This window comes from Streptomyces sp. 5-10 (genome assembly GCF_014712245.1).
In the GTDB taxonomy this organism is placed as follows: Bacteria; Actinomycetota; Actinomycetes; order Streptomycetales; family Streptomycetaceae; genus Streptomyces; species Streptomyces violaceusniger.
The window spans coordinates 37,370-52,598 of sequence record NZ_JACVYG010000005.1; the positions used below are offsets into that span (position 1 = coordinate 37,370).

12 protein-coding genes are annotated in these 15,229 nt (G+C 71.8%); 4 read left to right on the forward strand and 8 right to left on the reverse strand.

Annotated features, from left to right (window positions below; all coding sequences use genetic code 11):
• Positions 1 to 45: 45 nt before the first annotated feature.
• Together dctA and IEJ02_RS07905 are read right to left on the reverse strand one after the other, a co-directional pair.
• A complete protein-coding gene (dctA, locus tag IEJ02_RS07900; RefSeq protein WP_191064076.1) occupies positions 46 to 1,440 on the reverse strand; it encodes a C4-dicarboxylate transporter DctA in 1,395 nt (464 codons plus the stop codon).
• Positions 1,437 to 2,555: a PrpF domain-containing protein gene (locus tag IEJ02_RS07905; RefSeq protein WP_191064077.1), complete on the reverse strand. Its 1,119-nt coding sequence runs from the start codon at positions 2,553 to 2,555 to the stop codon at positions 1,437 to 1,439. Before IEJ02_RS07905 ends, dctA begins: the two co-directional genes overlap by 4 nt.
• A 145-nt stretch (positions 2,556 to 2,700) precedes the next feature.
• Between IEJ02_RS07905 and IEJ02_RS07910 the strand changes: the two genes are divergently transcribed.
• On the forward strand, positions 2,701 to 3,660 hold the full coding sequence (locus IEJ02_RS07910) for a LysR family transcriptional regulator (protein ID WP_191064078.1): 960 nt from the start codon (positions 2,701 to 2,703) through the stop codon (positions 3,658 to 3,660).
• A 6-nt stretch (positions 3,661 to 3,666) separates the two neighbouring features.
• On the opposite strand, the gene IEJ02_RS07915 is transcribed toward IEJ02_RS07910, so the two are convergent.
• The 3 genes from IEJ02_RS07915 to IEJ02_RS07925 form a co-directional block, all read right to left on the reverse strand.
• Positions 3,667 to 4,629, reverse strand: coding sequence for an alpha/beta hydrolase fold domain-containing protein (locus IEJ02_RS07915; RefSeq protein ID WP_191064079.1), 963 nt, complete (start codon positions 4,627 to 4,629; stop codon positions 3,667 to 3,669).
• A gap of 284 nt (positions 4,630 to 4,913) precedes the next feature.
• The gene (locus tag IEJ02_RS07920; RefSeq protein ID WP_191064080.1) at positions 4,914 to 8,711 is read right to left on the reverse strand and encodes a tetratricopeptide repeat protein; all 3,798 of its coding nucleotides are present in this window, start codon (positions 8,709 to 8,711) and stop codon (positions 4,914 to 4,916) included.
• A 241-nt stretch (positions 8,712 to 8,952) separates the two neighbouring features.
• The gene (locus tag IEJ02_RS07925) at positions 8,953 to 9,888 is read right to left on the reverse strand and encodes a D-alanyl-D-alanine carboxypeptidase family protein (protein WP_191064081.1); all 936 of its coding nucleotides are present in this window, start codon (positions 9,886 to 9,888) and stop codon (positions 8,953 to 8,955) included.
• Between the two features lie 191 nt (positions 9,889 to 10,079).
• Here IEJ02_RS07925 and IEJ02_RS07930 point away from each other — a divergent pair, with 191 nt between their 5' ends.
• On the forward strand, positions 10,080 to 10,385 hold the full coding sequence (locus tag IEJ02_RS07930) for a hypothetical protein (protein WP_191064297.1): 306 nt from the start codon (positions 10,080 to 10,082) through the stop codon (positions 10,383 to 10,385).
• 156 nt (positions 10,386 to 10,541) lie between these two features.
• Here IEJ02_RS07930 and IEJ02_RS07935 read toward each other — a convergent pair whose 3' ends face one another.
• The gene (locus tag IEJ02_RS07935) at positions 10,542 to 11,660 is read right to left on the reverse strand and encodes an NADH:flavin oxidoreductase (RefSeq protein ID WP_191064082.1); all 1,119 of its coding nucleotides are present in this window, start codon (positions 11,658 to 11,660) and stop codon (positions 10,542 to 10,544) included.
• Between the two features lie 177 nt (positions 11,661 to 11,837).
• Between IEJ02_RS07935 and IEJ02_RS07940 the strand changes: the two genes are divergently transcribed.
• On the forward strand, positions 11,838 to 12,287 hold the full coding sequence (locus IEJ02_RS07940) for an RrF2 family transcriptional regulator (protein WP_191064083.1): 450 nt from the start codon (positions 11,838 to 11,840) through the stop codon (positions 12,285 to 12,287).
• Positions 12,288 to 12,346: 59 nt separating this feature from the next.
• On the opposite strand, the gene IEJ02_RS07945 is transcribed toward IEJ02_RS07940, so the two are convergent.
• On the reverse strand, positions 12,347 to 13,270 hold the full coding sequence (locus IEJ02_RS07945) for a LysR family transcriptional regulator (RefSeq protein WP_191064084.1): 924 nt from the start codon (positions 13,268 to 13,270) through the stop codon (positions 12,347 to 12,349).
• Between the two features lie 84 nt (positions 13,271 to 13,354).
• Between IEJ02_RS07945 and IEJ02_RS07950 the strand changes: the two genes are divergently transcribed.
• Complete coding sequence (locus tag IEJ02_RS07950; protein WP_191064085.1) at positions 13,355 to 14,116, forward strand: sulfite exporter TauE/SafE family protein; 762 nt, start codon at positions 13,355 to 13,357, stop codon at positions 14,114 to 14,116.
• A gap of 44 nt (positions 14,117 to 14,160) precedes the next feature.
• Here the strand turns inward: IEJ02_RS07950 and bla are convergent, their stop codons facing one another.
• Positions 14,161 to 15,120, reverse strand: a complete 960-nt coding sequence (gene bla / locus IEJ02_RS07955; protein ID WP_370467007.1) for a class A beta-lactamase — start codon at positions 15,118 to 15,120, stop codon at positions 14,161 to 14,163.
• Between the last annotated feature and the right edge of the window lie 109 nt (positions 15,121 to 15,229).

Below are 15,229 nucleotides of genomic sequence, written 5' to 3' on the forward strand. Positions count from 1 at the left end.
CGAAGCGTTCGCTTCGGCCCGGGCGGATCGCCTGGCGCGGTGTGGTCAGCCGACGGCGGGGACGGGTTCGCGTGGCGATCCCGCCGGCTCCTTGGACGCGAGGTCGTCGGCGGCCGTGTCATCGGGGTTGAAGGGCAGGTCGCCCCGGAGCACCGCCCGGGTCCGGGCCTCGTCCAGCTGCCCCTCCCAGCGGGCCACGGCCAAGGTGGCGACACCATTGCCCACCAGGCTGGTCAGGGCCCGCGCCTCGGACATGAACCGGTCGATGCCGAAGATCAGCGCGAGGGCCGCCACCGGGACATGGGGGACGGCGCTGAGCGTGGCCGCCAGGGCGACGAAGCCCGAACCGGTCACCCCCGCCGCGCCCTTGGAGGTGAGCAGCATGACGGCGAGCATGGTCAGCTGCTGGGTGAGGCTGAGGTCCACCCCCACCGCCTGGGCGAGGAACACCGACCCCATGGTGAGGTAGATGGCCGTTCCGTCGAGGTTGAAGGAGTACCCGGCGGGCAGCGTGATGCCCACGACCGGCTTCGAGGCGCCCGCGTGTTCCAGCTTGGCCATCATGCGCGGCAGCACCGGTTCGGTGGACGAGGTGCCGAGCACGATCAGCAGCTCCTCCTTGATGTAGCGGAGGAACGGCAGCAGGCGCAGGCCGCCCAGGCGCATCACCGCGCCGAGGACCACCAGGACGAAGAAGAGGGCGGTCAGCCAGAACGAGCCGACCAGCAGCGCCAGATGGCGCAGGGTGCCCAGGCCGTAGTTGCCGATGGTGAAGGCCATCGAGCCGAAGGCGCCGATGGGGGCCAGCCGCATGATCCAGCGGATGAGCCGGAACAGCACCGTGGAGAGCTTCTCGACGCCCGCGGCGATGCCCGCCCCGGCCTCGCCACTGGCCTGCAGACCGAAGCCGAACAGGACCGCCACGAACAGCACCGGCAGGATCTCCTCGCCGGTCAGCGCGGAGACGAGGGTGTCCGGGATGGTGCTGAGGATGAAGTCCGCGAAGCTCTCATGGGCCTGGGTCGCCTCCGCCGGGAGGCTGTCGGTGCTGAGGGTGGAGACATCGACGTGCAGCCCGCTGCCGGGCCGTACGACGTTGACCACGACCAGGCCGAGGACCAGGGCGATGGTGGTCAGGATCTCGAAGTAGACCAGGGCCTTGAGGCTCACCCGGCCGACCGCTCTGCGGTCGCTCATGGCGGCGATGCCGTGGACGACCGTACAGAAGATGATCGGCGCGATCATCATCCTCACCAGCGCGACGAAGCCGTCTCCCAGCGGTTTCAGCTCCGCCCCGAAGGAGGGCCACAGCGAACCGACGACGACCCCGGCGAGGACACCGAGCAGGCACTGGACATAGAGGCGGGACAGCAGCAGGCGGATGCGGCCGGGCCGGTCGGGGGCGGCGACGGTGCCCGGCGCTGCGACATTGCGGCTCATACGGGGCGTCCTTCCGGGACGGGAACGAGGAGTTCGGCTCGGGCGATGCGCCGGGCGGCGCGGTGCAGGAGCACCGTGGGGGACGCGCCGTCCGGTGCGGGGACGGCTCGGGCGGTGATGACGCCCGCGGGGGTGCCCAGCCGCAGCGTGCCGTCGGCGGTCTGCCGCGTGACGCGGTGGGCGAGGGTGCCGGGGGTCGTGGCGGCCATCGCCAGGGCGACGGCGGAGGTGAGGCCGATCGCCGGATGCGGGGCGTGCATGGAGACCATGCGCACGGCCACGTCGTACTGGTCCTGAGTGACCAGGTGGCCGTGAGTGGTGCGATATGTTACGGGGCCGCCGACGACACCGACCTTGGGCACCGCATGGCTGACCGGGGCGTCCTCGCCGACCAGCCCCATCGCGAGCGCCGCCGTGCGGCGCAGCACGGTGAGCGCGGGCACCACGGCGGCGAACGCGGCCGGGGACTCGGAGCCGTCGAGGCCGAACGCCTTGGCGTCGAAGAGCGCGGCGGGCGCCCCCGCGTCCACGAGCGAGGCCTCGACGGGGCCGTCCGGTCCGGTCAGGGTGTCCAGGGGGCGGCCGGTGGGCAGGGCGCGGCCGGTGGTGGACCCGGCCGGGTCCTGGAACCCCAGCAGGACCGGCACCCCGAGCGCGTCGGTGCCGGGCACCACGGCGGTGCCCTCGTCGGGCGCGGTCAGGCCGGGGGTGGGGATGGTGCCGGTGAGGCGGGCCCCGGTGTTCACGTTGAGCATGCGGACGGTGGTGGTGTCCGAGGTGATCGGCACCAGACCGCGGTGGACGGCGTACAGCGCGACCGCGGTGGCGCAGTTGCCGCAGTTGCTGGTCCACTCCACCCGCTCGTCGCCGATGCCCACCTGCGCGAAGGCGTAGGAGACATCCACGCCCGCCACGTCCGACGTCTGGACGATCGCGGCCTTGGAGGTGGTGGACGAGGCGCCGCCCACCCCGTCGATCTGGCGGGGGTCGGCCGCGTTGAAGGCGGCGAGCAGCAGGGTGTCGGCATCCACTCCGGTGGCCACCACCTCGTGGTGGTCGAAGATCCAGCACTTGCTGGTACCCCCGCGGATCATCTCGCCCTGCAGACGCAACACAACGGACTCCCCATGGCCGTGGAATCGACACCCGCCGACGGCTCCTCCGTGGGCGGTGGCATCTACGGTGGGTTACGGCAGTGTGAAGTACAATCTCGAAAATCTGCAGGGGTATTAAGCAGAACTGAAGGCTTGAGGTGATGCCGTGCTGGACGTCCGGCGCATTCTGCTCTTCGCCGAGGTGGCCCGGCGCGGCTCCGTGACGGCCACCGCCCGCGCCCTGAACTACACGCCCTCAGCGGTGTCCCAGCAGATCAGCCGACTGGAGACGGAGGCCGGCCAGCCGCTGCTGGACCGCCACGCACGGGGTGTCACACTCACCGACGCCGGGCGCGCCCTGGCCGACCGAGGGGAGCGGATCGCCCGCGAGCTGAAGGCCGCGGAGAGTGAGCTCGCCGACTTCGCGGGGCTCCGCGCGGGCACGCTGCGCATCGGCACCTTCCCCACCGTCGGCGCCTCGCTGCTGCCGCCCGCCGTCATCGCCTTCCGCGACACCCACCCGGACGTACGGCTGACCGTGCGCAGCGCCCGTATCGCGGGCCTGTGGTCGATGCTGGAGAACCGGGAGATCGAGATGTCGCTGATGTGGGACTACGACTGGTGCCGCATCGATCGCGAGGACGTGGACATCACCCCGCTCCTCGACGATCCGCCCGCCCTCCTGGTCGGCGACCGCCACCCGATGGCCTCCCGTACCGACGCCACCCTCGCCGATCTCGCCGACGATTCGTGGATCACCCGCGCCGACCGCCATCCGGTGGCCGAGGCCCTGGTGCGCAGCTGCCGGGCGGTCGGCTTCGAACCGCAGATCGCCTACGAGGCACACGACTACCAGGAGGCGCAGGCGATGGTGGCCGCCGGTCTGGGCGTGGCGCTGGCCCCGACCCTGGCCCTGGAGGGCATCCGCCCGGGCGTCAGCGTGCTGCCGCTGCGCCCGCCCGCACCGGTGCGCCGGATCCTGCTGGTGCGCATGGCCGACCACGCCCTCACCCCCGCCGCCGGGGCGTTCCTCGGCTCGCTGCGCGAGAGCGCCGCGGCCCGGCGGACCGACGCGATGGACGCGGGCGGGCGAGCGGTGGTGCCGGATCCGCGCTCTGGCTCATGACGGCCCTCACAGCGAGGAGATCACCCGCATGCGGTCCTCCATGGCCCGGCGGGCGAGCCGGGAGGCGGGGGCGAGGCGGTCGTACTCATGGATGGCCCCGCCGTGCAGATGCAGTTCGGTGGGGATGTCGGCGTCGGCGAGCCGCTGGGCGTAGGTGACGGCCTCGGCGCGGAAGATGTCGAGCTCTCCGACCTCGACATAGGCCGGTGCCAGGCCCTCGACGGTGGCGACGCGCGCGGGCGCCACCTGCGGCGGGACGTCGTCGGTGCCGAACGCCGCGCCCAGCAGGGCGTGCCAGCCGGTCCAGTTGTCGTCCCAGGTCCAGGCCACATAGGGGGTCAGCAGGGGATCCGGGGTGAGAGTGCGGTCGTCCAGCATGGGATACAGCAGGGCCTGGCGGGCGAGCGGAACGCCCCGGTCACGGGCGAGGATGGCCACTCCGGCGGCGAGCCCGCCCCCGGCGCTGTCGCCCATGACGGCGACGCGGCGGGGATCGACCCTCAGCTCGGGCGCCTGATCGCCCAGCCAGGTCAGCGCGGCGAACACATCCTCCACGGGGCCGGTGCCGGTGGCCGCGTCGGGGGCCAGGCGGTAGTCCACGGACAGGAACGGCACCCCGGTGGCCTGGACGTATCCGGCGACGGCGGAGTCGTAGAGATCGACGCTTCCGGCGATCATCCCTCCGCCATGGGCGTAGACGACCGCGGAACCCGGTGCGGACTCGGCCTTCTCGTACCAGCGGACGAGGATCTCCGCCCCGTCCGCGGACCGCACCTTGTGCGAGGACGCCTTCACCAGCGGATAGCCGGAGGGGTACGCCGGGAGGAGCGAGGCCATCCACCGCATCGAGGCCGTGCCCCTGGCGCGCAGCGTCCGCCAGTCGTCGCGCTCGGGCGGGGGAGTGGGGTCGCTCTGCTCGGCGAGTGCCTGGAGAACCGCGGCGAGCTCAGGGTCGAGGGTGAAGGCCATGGTCGACTCCGTTCGAGGACGGCGGGGCCGCTGCCCCAACTGTCCTCCCAGACTGTCGAGTTGCGCTCGAGGCCCGGTACAGGGACTGGCGGCGGCCTGACGACTACCACGGGGTGTCCGGCGGGTCTTTGCCCCTCCCCGCCCCTCCCCGCGGCATCGGTATGCGGCTCCGATACGTGGCTCCGCCGTGTGCGGCGCTCCGCCCCGGACTCCGGGGTCCAGGGGCGAAGCCCTTGGTATCGGGAAGGGGCGGGGAGGGGAGCAGCACGCCGCAGGCGTCCGCCTCATCCGGCCCGCAGCGAATCCCTCAGCTTCCTGGCCGCCTCGGTCTCGGAGACGTACGTGCCGGGATGGGCCGCGCCGAGCTCCTCGTACAGTGCCACCGCCTGCTCGGCCGGGGCCAGGGCCTCCGCACGGCGCCCGTCCGCCACCAGCAGCGCCGCCTGCCGGTACGCGGCCATCGCCAGCAGCGGACGGTAGGTGCCGGGCGCGGTGGCATCGAGCCGCTGGTAGATGTCGCGCGCCTCCCGCCATGCGTCGGCGCCCGCGCCGGGCCGGCCCGCGGACTGCAGCAGGGCGCCGAGATTGCCCAGCGCCCAGGCCAGATCGGGCAGATCCTCGCGGCGGCGGTAGACCGCCACCGCGTCGCGTCCGGCCGCCACCGCCTCCTCGTGGCGGCCCGCATGCTGGAGATACATCCCCAGGAACACCAGCGTCTTGGCCATCTCCGCCTCGAAGGCGGGGTTGGCGGCGGCCAGGACCCGATAGGCGGCCACCGCACGCCGCTGCGTCTCCGCGGCCTCCTCGGGGCGACCGGCCTGGTAGAAGAGGGCCGCCAGGTTTCCCAGCGCCCACGCCACGTGCTCCTCGTCCCCGATGGCCCGGTACTCGGCGACGCCCTTCTGGCCGATGGTGATCGCCTCGTCATGGCGCCCGACCCGGGACAGATACATCCCGAGGATGACCAGCGTCTGGGCCACGTCCCGGCGGGCCGGGGCGGACACCGCGGCGAGCTGCAGATACGCGTCGCGGGCCTGGAACTGGACCTCGACGGCCTCGGCGTGGCGACCGGCGTTCGTCAGCACGGCGGCGCGCTGCCGGAACGTGTTCGCGAGCAGACGCATACGCGGGAGGTCGGTGGGCCGGGGGACGTAGTCGGCGGTCCGCCAGTAGTGGACCGCGGCGGGGCCGCCGTCCGCCCGGGTGGTGTACAGCTTGCGGTTGTCCGGCCGGAACACCGCCAGTTCGGCCTTCCCGTCACCGTCGTAGTCGGCCGGTACGGGGATGTCGCCGGGCCGTCCCCAGGGCAGCGAGCGCGGCGGGGCGCCGGACGACGGCCGGATCTGCCAGGAGCCCTCGGCGGACGACCAGATGGCCTCGTCGACGACGCCGTCCCCGTCGTAGTCGGCCCGCACCGGCATGGGCGCGACGGGCTGCGCCGTGCCGGTGGGCGAGGTGAAGTACCAGTACCAGATGGTCAGTTGGAGCGCGCTCAGCCGGTCCAGCTTCAGGCCGCCCTCCCGCGCCGACGTCGGCTCGACGGTGACCGTCCAGGTCGTCGCGGGGCTGCGACCCCAGTAGGACGGCCGCGGATCCGCGGGGTCGGTCGGGTCGCTCCTGTCGAACGTGGCCTCCACGGTGGCGGTCAGGGGACGCCCGCTCGGACGCTCCTCCGTCCCGCTCCGGCGCCGGTTCACGGCCGCGCCTCCGTGCTGGAGGAACAGGACGACGGCCGGTGTCTCGGCGGTGGCTCCGACCAGACCCAGATGCACCCGGTCGATCTTGAGTTCCGAGAAGGCGGCCGGGAAACCGTCGAGGGAGACGGTGAACGTCGCCCGCCCGGTGGTCCGCAGCGCGGTCAGCACCTCGGGCGCGGTGATGTTCACAAAGCGCACCGTGTGGTCGAGAAGCGCCTTGTACTCCATGTACCTGGTGCGCAGCGGCTCCAGTTTGAGCATCGCGTTCCACGACTGGTGGTACCGCTCGAACAGGCCGGGCACTCTGCTCGCGTCGCCCCGGGCGAGCGGCTGATAGGCGTTCTCGACCTCGTCCGGGTGCAGATGGCCCCAGTCGAAGCTGTAGGCCGGGGCCTCGTTGCTGAAGGTGAAGATGTCCAGCGCCCGGTGTGCGTAGAACGAGTACCGGATCAGGACGTCGACATAGAACTGGGTCTGGGTGACCAGGCGGCGGGCGGTGGCGCTGAGCACGGTGATGTCGGAGGCCCAGTCCCCGTCGAGCCTCCGCATCGCCTCGAGGTCGGCCTCATTCCGGGCGATCTTGGCCTCGGCCGCCCGCTTGAGCAGCTGCTTCTGCTGGACCTCCAGGATCTGCACACCGAGTTGCCGGACCAGGTCGAGGTGGCGGGCCACCAGGTCCCGCTCCCTGCTCTCCAGCTTGCCGTCGATCGTGGTGGAGGCCAGCTCCGCGATGGTCCGCCCGGCCTCGATGAACTTCGCGCTCTTCTTGACGAGGTCGCTCAGCCCGCCCATCACCTTGGCGGCTTCCGGCTTGGGCTTGGGGTGGGTGGGGTCGGACCAGTCGATGTAGTTGATGAGATAGGCGCCCTCGCCGTACCGGCCGGTGGCGGTGTCGAACCCCTCGAACGAGGCGCTGGAGGTGGCGATGGCCTCGGCGGCGGCGACGAACGCCACGGCGGTGGCACCGGCGGAGGCGATCGCGGACGCCGCGGCGGCCACCGCGATGGCCGCGCCCACCAGCGGACCGAGGTCGTTGCCCGGCGGGAACTGCATGCGCTGCCGGGTCATCTCCTCGCGGACCTGCTGGATCTGCTGGTTGACCTCCTCGATCTGCTGATTGATGATCTTCTGCCGGCCCTCGGCCCCCTCCAGCGCCAGCCCCGCGGCCTTCTCCTCCAGGACCAGCACATCGCGCATACCGGCCAGCTGCTCCATGTCGGTCTTCAGCAACTCACGCTTCTGGCCAGTGCTGAGGACGGAGAGCAGCAGGTTCATGGCGTCGGTGAAGCGGCCGTGCACGATCGCGTCGTAATCGACGACCACGCCCTCGAAGTTCGGGAAGTCCGGCATGAGGTCGAGGTTGTACGGCTGGCCGATCGGCGAGAGGTTGGTCGCGATGTACCGCGACAGCTCGGCGGCCCGCTCCTGCCCCGGGTCGAGCGCGAGGGCCCGGTCGAACTCATGGGCCGCGGTGTCGCGGTGGCCGCTCCGGTTCGGCAACCCCGGGGCGTAGGAGCGGAAGAGGAACTCTCCCACCGTCGTCCGGTAGTGGGCCCACTCCGCCGCGCGCCCGCCCAGGCGCGACCGCACCACGCCCCACCAGTCGGCGTCGGAGTGCACCAGGAGCCGGGGCTCCACCCCCGGACCGGCCGCGGGCCCGGCGGCGCCCGGCGGTCCGCCGGGACCGTTCTCGCCGCCGTGCCTGCCTCCGGTGCCGCCCCTGCCGCCGGACCCGGCGGCGCCGGGCGCTCCGCCCGCCCCGTCGAGCGACAGGCCCGAGTACGTGGCCGTCTCGACCACGATCTCCGCGGCCGGGCCGCCGACGCCCCCGGTGCCACCCGGTCCGCCGGAGCCTCCGTTGCCGCCCGGGATGGAGTCGGGCGGGTCGGGCCGGTTGGGCGGGCGGCCGCCGTCCTTGCCGCGCCCGCCGAGCCCGCCCGTACCACCCTGGCCACCCTGGCCGCCGCGGGCGGCGATCCGCAGGTCGGTAATGGTGTGCGCGAGCACCGTGACGGGTGTGGCGGCGCCCCCCGTGCCTCCGGTGCCGCCCGGTCCACCGGGGCCGCCGTCCATACCGTTGTAGCCGACACCGGACGGCCCGGTGGCGCCGTAGGCACCCGCGGCCCCGGACGCGCCGCTGTTGTCCAGCGCGCCGCCGTTGCCGCGGTAGGTCTCGGCTACCACGACGAGGGGGTGGCCCGGAAGTCCGGTCAGGACGTACTGGGGATCGTGCACCACCTCGCGCGCGATGAGTGCCAGCCGCGCCTCGGGCGGCAGATGTGTCAGCTCGGCCCTGATCTCGGCGAGCAGTGCGTCGTTGACCTGGATGGTGTCCCTGATGTGGACCCAGTCGACCGTGATGTCCCCACCCGCGGGCATCGTCATCGCGGAACTCCCCCTTTGCGCGCCGCCGATTCGACGTCATTCTTCGGCCGCGCAGGGCTCCTATGATGTGTGTACCCGCTATATCACCCGATCGGGGTACTTCGTTCGCGTGTGCGGGTCCGGGATCAAGGGGCCGGGGTTGAAGAGGCCCAGGCTCAAGGGGCTTGGCCCCGAGCACCGGTGCCCCGGCCGGAACGAGTCCGGCCGGAGCACCGCGCCATCGCCTCACGGGGCTTGTGGATCAGTCCCGTTGAGCGTCCTCGGGAAGCCGGCGCCACTTCACCTCGGTGGTGGTGTCGTACGTCCAGTCGAGCATCTTCTTCGCGTCCGGGTAACGGTCCGCGTCGTTGAGGATGACTCCCACGACCGTCTTGTCACCGCGCTTGGCGGCGAACACCAGGCAGGGACCGGCAGGGGTGGTGGTCCCGGTCTTGACGCCGATCGCGCCCTGGTACGAACCCAGCAACTGGTTGGTGTTGTCCCAGGAGTAGTACCGGGTGCGGCCATTGGCCGCCGGTGCCTCCTGCTTGGTGGACACCGACTTGACAACCGTGTCGAACGTCGCGTTCTCCATGGCGCGGCGGGTCAGCTGCGCCAGGTCGTGGGGCGTCGAGTAGTTGTCGGCGTCGGCCGAGACACCGTCGAAGGAGTCGTACTTGGTGTTGGTCAGCCCCAAGTCCTGCGCCTTGGCGTTCATCTTGGAGATGAACGACTTGGTCCGCTCGGCGGTGGTGTCGCCGGTGCCGAACGTGTCGGCCAGCGCCATCGCCGCGTCGCAGCCCGACGGCAGCATCAACCCGTACAGCAGCTGGTTGACGGTGAGTTTGTCACCGGTCTGCAGATCCGCCGTGCTGGCACCGGACTTGGTCACATAGTCGCGGTACTCCTGCTTGATGGTGACCTGCTGGTTGAGGTCCAGGCCTCGGGTCTCGAGCACCACGAGGGCAGTCATGATCTTCGTGGTGCTCGCCATCGGACGCTTGGTGTCGGCGTCCTTGGCCATCAGCTCCTTGTTGGAACCGGTGTCGAGCAGGTACGCGCCCTTGGCGCTGACCTCCGGTGGCGGTTCGGCCGAAGCCTGGGCCATCGCCACCGGGACCGCGATCGCTACGGCCACCGTGGACGCGACCGCCGCGACTCTCCAGCGACGGGTCACGGTTCCACGACGTTTATGCATTCGCCCTCCGTTTCGCTTGATGAGGTGTGTTTCGGGCGAGCGCATCGTCTCACCAGGCGAAAATGGGCCATGCTTCGGGGTGGCGGACACGTGGCGTCCTTGGGGAAACAACTAGTGTCCGGGCCAGCGCTGTTGACCCGACGGCGGATCAGGGGCGGCCAGAGCGCCGCCCAGCTCGCCCGGGAGTACGGATGCACCGACACCGACACCGACGGCGCGCGGCCCGACAGCTGGTCCGCCCCGCCCGCGGCTCGGTCACCATCGGCTTCACCGCCGGTAAGGGCGCCACCAACTCCGCGCCGACCGCCTTCACCCTCGACGGCGGCGCCTGCGCCCCCGGCTCAGCGCTCCGCTGGAAGGGCCGCGATGCGTCGTCGGCCGTCTGCGGCGCCGTCGTGGCTGGTCCCACGCGGCGGAGCCGCATATCGACGCAGCCGCGCGGCGGAGCCGCACATCGACGCAGCCCCGCGCCCCTTCGGGGCGCTGCCGAACCATAGCGGGCTTCCTCCGACCTGCTGAGCGCCGGGAATGCGGGGCGATCGTGAAATGTTAAACTAACTGCCACACCCCCTGCCCGGCGCCGGCCGGATCCCCCCGTGCCGGCCGGCGCCGTCCCCATCGGTGCGGGGGCGGCGCGGGGGCGGCGTGAGGACTCAGTGCAGGGACTCCACCGCGTCCCGGCTGAACGGAATGAGCTCGCTCGTCCGGCCGCTCAGGACCTTGTCGGCCCACTCGGGGTCGGCGAGCAGTGCGCGGCCGACCGCGACGATGTCGAATTCGTCCCGCTCCAGCGGCTCGAGGAGCCGGTCGATGGACTCCACGGCCGCGGTCGCGCCGGAGAGGGAGCCGGGGTGGAAGGCCTTGTCCAGGCCGACCGAACCGACGGTGATCACCGGCTTGCCGGTGACCTTCTTCGTCCACCCGGCGATGTTCAGATCCGATCCCGTGTCGGGGAACTCCGGCTGCCAGTAGCGCCGCCCGGAGGCGTGGAACGCGTCGACCCCGGCCTCCGCCAGCGGCGTGAGCACGGTTTCCAGCTCCTTGGGGTTCTCGGCGAGGCGGACGTCGTAGTGGTCGGACTTCCACTGGGAGAACCGGAGGATGACGGGGAAGTCGGGCGCGACCCGCTCGCGGATGGCGGCCACGAGGTCGGCGGCGAACGTGGTCCGGGAGGCCGGATCGCCACCGTAGTGGTCGGTGCGCCGGTTGGTGCGCTCCCAGAGGAACTGGTCGATGAGATAGCCGTGTGCGCCGTGCAGCTCCACGCCGTCGAAGCCGATTTCCTCGGCCGCCCGCGCGGCCTTCGCGAAGGCGCCGATGACGTCGTCGATGTCGGCGAGGGTCATCGTCTCGCCCGCACCGGGCGTGCCGTCCAGCGCGATCCCGGACGGGCCCAGGGACGGGGCGTCGGGGAACGGCGGCGCTCCCGGGGTGCGCTGTATGCCCACGTGCCAGAGCTGGGGCATGATCGCGCCACCGTGGGTGTGCACGGCGTCGACGACTTTTTGCCACCCGGCCAGTTGCTCCTCGCCGTGGAACCGGGGGACCCCGTCGAGGTAACCGGCGGACCGGTGGTCGACGGTGGTGCCCTCGGTGATGATCAGGCCGGTCCCCGCCGCCGCCCGGCGCGCGTAGTACGCGGCGACATCCTCGCCGGGGATGCCGTCGGGGGAGTGCCCACGGGTCATGGGTGCCATGGCGATCCGGTTCGGCAGCTTGGCCGAACCCAGTGTGAACGGGCGGGACAGTGCCGTGGTCAGGCGGGTGTTCACTGCGTCGCTCTCCAGACGTGTCGTTCCGAGGAGGCTTCCCCCGAGCCTCGAAAGTGCGAGTCTGAAAGGTACAGTTTTCACGGCGTAAACTGCAACTGTTTGGATTGCTTTTTAGGTGGGGGCGGAACGGCGCCGTCGAGTAGGCTGTGCCCCGATTCGCGGGCGGAGGTGGAGAAGGTGTTGGACATCCGGTTCTCCCGTGCGCTCCAGGTGATGCTGTTCCTCGCCGTGGCCGCCGAGAACGGGGCCGGGCCGCTGAGCTCCGCCGAGTTGGCCCAGAAGCTGAACGCCAACCCGAGCCTGGTCCGCAAGCTCCTCGTCCCGCTGACGGACGAGGGGCTGGTCGTCTGCGTCAAGGGCCGTTCCGGTGGGGCGCGGCTGGGGCGGCCGACCGACCGGATCACCCTGGCCGAGATCTATCGCTGTGCCGTCGGCGACAAGCCCCTGTTCGCCCCCTCGCCGGGGGTGGAGCCCGTGTGCCCGGTGACCGCGCACGGCGGTGAGTACTTCGCCGCGCTCACCGCCGAGGCCGAGGAAGCGGTCCTCGCATCGCTGGGTGACCGCACGCTCGCGGACAGTGTGGGGGAACTGCGCCGCCTCTGCACCGGGCACGCCCGGCAGGGCTGATCCGAGAACGGGCCCGTGCGGAACGGGACCGTGCCGGCGCCACCTCCGGGGACGGCACCCTACTGGGCCGGAAGGCCGTCGCCCCCGTCCGGTTCCGACATGGCCGCGCGGCGCAGATGTTCGGCGAGTGCCGCGGTGGCGGTGGAGGAGGCCCGGGCCTTGGCGCCCCAGGCCAGCAGATGGCGGCGGCGTGCCCAGGGATCGCGGAGGTCGCATACGTCGAGCGGATGGTGCGGGGCGATGGCGCGGCGTGGTACGACGGCGAGTCCGACGCCGGCGGCCGCGAGGGAGACCAGGGTGTTGAGGTGGCCGACGGTGGTGCGGTAGCGCACCGCCGGAGCGTGCGGGCCGAGGTTCTTCTCGATCGAGCGCCGCAGCGAGGAACCGGCGTCGAGCCCCACGAGCGGATGCTCGGCCACCTCGCTGTAGGTCACCTCGGTACGACCCGCGAGGATCCCGCCGCACTGGCCGATCACCACCAGCGAGTCGTCGCCGAGGGGTTCCAGGGCGAGACCGCAGTCGCGGGCCTCGCGGTCGAGGACGACGCCCAGGTCCGCCTCGCCGTCGGCGAGCATCCGCACGGTCCGTGGGGTGCGGCTCTCGGACACCTCGACGTCGACGTCCGGGTGTGCGCGGAGGAACGAGACCAGGGCCCGCGGCACCAGGCGGTGCATCGCGGAGCCGCCGCCCAGCAGGGTCAGCGGGGCGGTCGGTGGCCGGGCGTAGCTCGCCACGGCGCTCTCCAGTCGCGCCGTCCGGTCGAGCACGTCCCGTGCGTGGCGGGCCAGTGCCGTCCCCGCCGGGGTGGGGCGCACGCCCCGCCGTCCGCGGATCAGCAGGTCCACGCCCGCGTGGTGCTCGAGCGAGCGGACCCGCGCACTGGCCGACGGGAGGCTCAGATGCATCCGGCGAGCGCCCGCCGTGATCGAGCCCTCCGCCACGATGTGAAGGAAGAGCCGCAGGTCGTCCAGGTCATACCGCACCCTGGTGAGCCTATGGCACAGCCTTGGGCCGGCTACGCGGATCACGCATTGTGGGCCCACGGGCCATGGGGCGATGCTCGGCGGGTGTCCGAGACAGTGCTTGTTCTGCTGGCGGGGGTGGCCGCCGGGGCGTTGAACGCCATCGGGGGCGGGGGCACGTTCGTGGCGCTCCCGGCCCTGGTGGCGGCCGGTCTGTCCCCCGTGACGGCGAACGCGTCCTCGACCGTGGCCCTCGTCCCCGGGAGCGTGGCGAGCGCGTGGGTGTACCGGCGCGATCTGGTCCCGGTCGGGGACACGTCCACGCGGGCCCTGACGGCGGTCAGTGTGATCGGTGGCGGGCTCGGCGCCGGTCTGCTGCTGGCGCTGCCCGCGGTGTCGTTCGACGCCGCGGTGCCCTGGCTGCTCGCCTTCGCCACGGTGGTCCTCGCCTTCGGGCGCCGCGTCTCCCGTGCGGTGAGCGAGGCGAGGGGCCATGCGGTCGGCATGAGCCCCCGGGCCGTCCTGCTCGGCCAGTTCCTCCTCGCCGTGTACGGCGGATACTTCGGCGGTGCCGTAGGCATCATGATGCTGGCCGTGTGGAGCATCGGCCTCGGCCTCGACACCTCGACCGGGAACCCGATGCGGGTCGCCCAGATCACGGCCATCTACCTCAGTGCGACCGGGCTGTTCCTCCTCGCCTCGGACGCGCTGAGCGCACCGCGTCTGCTCGCCGCCATGCTGGCCGGGGCGGTGGCCGGTGGTGTGGCCGGAGCGCGGGTCGCCCGCCGTCTGCCCGCGTGGCTGCTGCGGGGCGTCATTCTGACCACCGCCGTGACCATGACCGTCCTGTATTTCCTGCGCGGCTGAGGACGCGGCACTTCCTGCGCGGCCGAGGATCCGGGCGACGGGCGTTACGACATCGTGTCGGCCACCACGGACGCCGCGTCCGCGATCAGCTTGTTGTCGAACGGGGTGTCCTTGTCGCCCCGGTACGACATGATCGCCATGACCAGGGGAGCGGCGTCGGGCCGCCACACCACGGCGATGTCGTTGCGGGCGCCGTAGTAGCTGCCGCTTCCGGTCTTGTCGCCGACCTGCCAGCCCTTGGGCATTCCGGCCCTGATGAGCTCGTCCCCGGTGGTGTTGGTCCGCAGCCACTTGGTGAGCTGCGCGCGCTCTCCCTTGCCGAGGACATCGCCGAGGACGAACGCGCGCAGATCCTTGGCCATCGCCCGCGGGGTGCTGGTGTCATGTGTCTCGCCCGGCACCCATTGGCTCAACTCCGGCTCGTAGCGCTCCATTTGGATGACGTCGTCGCCCAACTTCTCGAGGATGGCGTCGAGCCCCTTGGGCCCACCGAGCTGGTCGAAGAGCAGATTGGCCGCGGTGTTGTCGCTGTAGCGGACGGCCGCGTCACACAGCGCGCCCAGGCTCATCCCGGTGTCCACGTGCTTCTCGGTCACGGGGGAGTTCTCGACCAGGTCGTCCTTTGAGTACCGGATCACCCGGTCCAGCCCGCTCAGCTTGTACTTCCGCAGCACGGCACCGGCGGCCAGCGCCTTGAAGGTGGAGGCGTGCGCGAACCGCTCGTCGCCGCGGTACGCCACCTCGCGTCCGGTGCCGGTGTCGATCGCGTAGACCCCCAGGTGCGCGTCATAGGAGCGCTCCAGCTTCTTGAACTCGCCGGTGAACGCCTTCGCGTCCGCGCCCGGACGCGTCGTACTCGCCCTCTCGGCGGAGGTGGACGAGGAACGGGACGGCCCCGACGCGTCCGGGGAATCGCCCTCGCCGCCGCAGGCCGTCAGGGGGACGAGGAGCGCGAGCGTGGCGAACGCGCTGACAGCGGTGTGCCGGGCACGGGTGAATCGCAGGGTGAATCGCATGGTCCGAACCTCCGGTTGGCTCCCCGTCAGGCGGGGCGCACACGGGATGGAATGACCGGGCCCCCTCTTCCGGGGCGTGGGTCTGGCGTTGGGATCA

What these genes read in the sequence shown, in the direction of transcription:
- IEJ02_RS07915 (WP_191064079.1), bottom strand. Translation starts at nt 4,629, where the DNA reads ATGGCCTTCACCCTCGACCCTGAGCTCGCCGCGGTTCTCCAGGCACTC.
- IEJ02_RS07920 (WP_191064080.1), bottom strand. Translation starts at nt 8,711, where the DNA reads ATGACGATGCCCGCGGGTGGGGACATCACGGTCGACTGGGTCCACATC.
- IEJ02_RS07930 (WP_191064297.1), top strand. Translation starts at nt 10,080, where the DNA reads ATGCACCGACACCGACACCGACGGCGCGCGGCCCGACAGCTGGTCCGC.
- dctA (WP_191064076.1), bottom strand. Translation starts at nt 1,440, where the DNA reads ATGAGCCGCAATGTCGCAGCGCCGGGCACCGTCGCCGCCCCCGACCGG.
- IEJ02_RS07925 (WP_191064081.1), bottom strand. Translation starts at nt 9,888, where the DNA reads ATGCATAAACGTCGTGGAACCGTGACCCGTCGCTGGAGAGTCGCGGCG.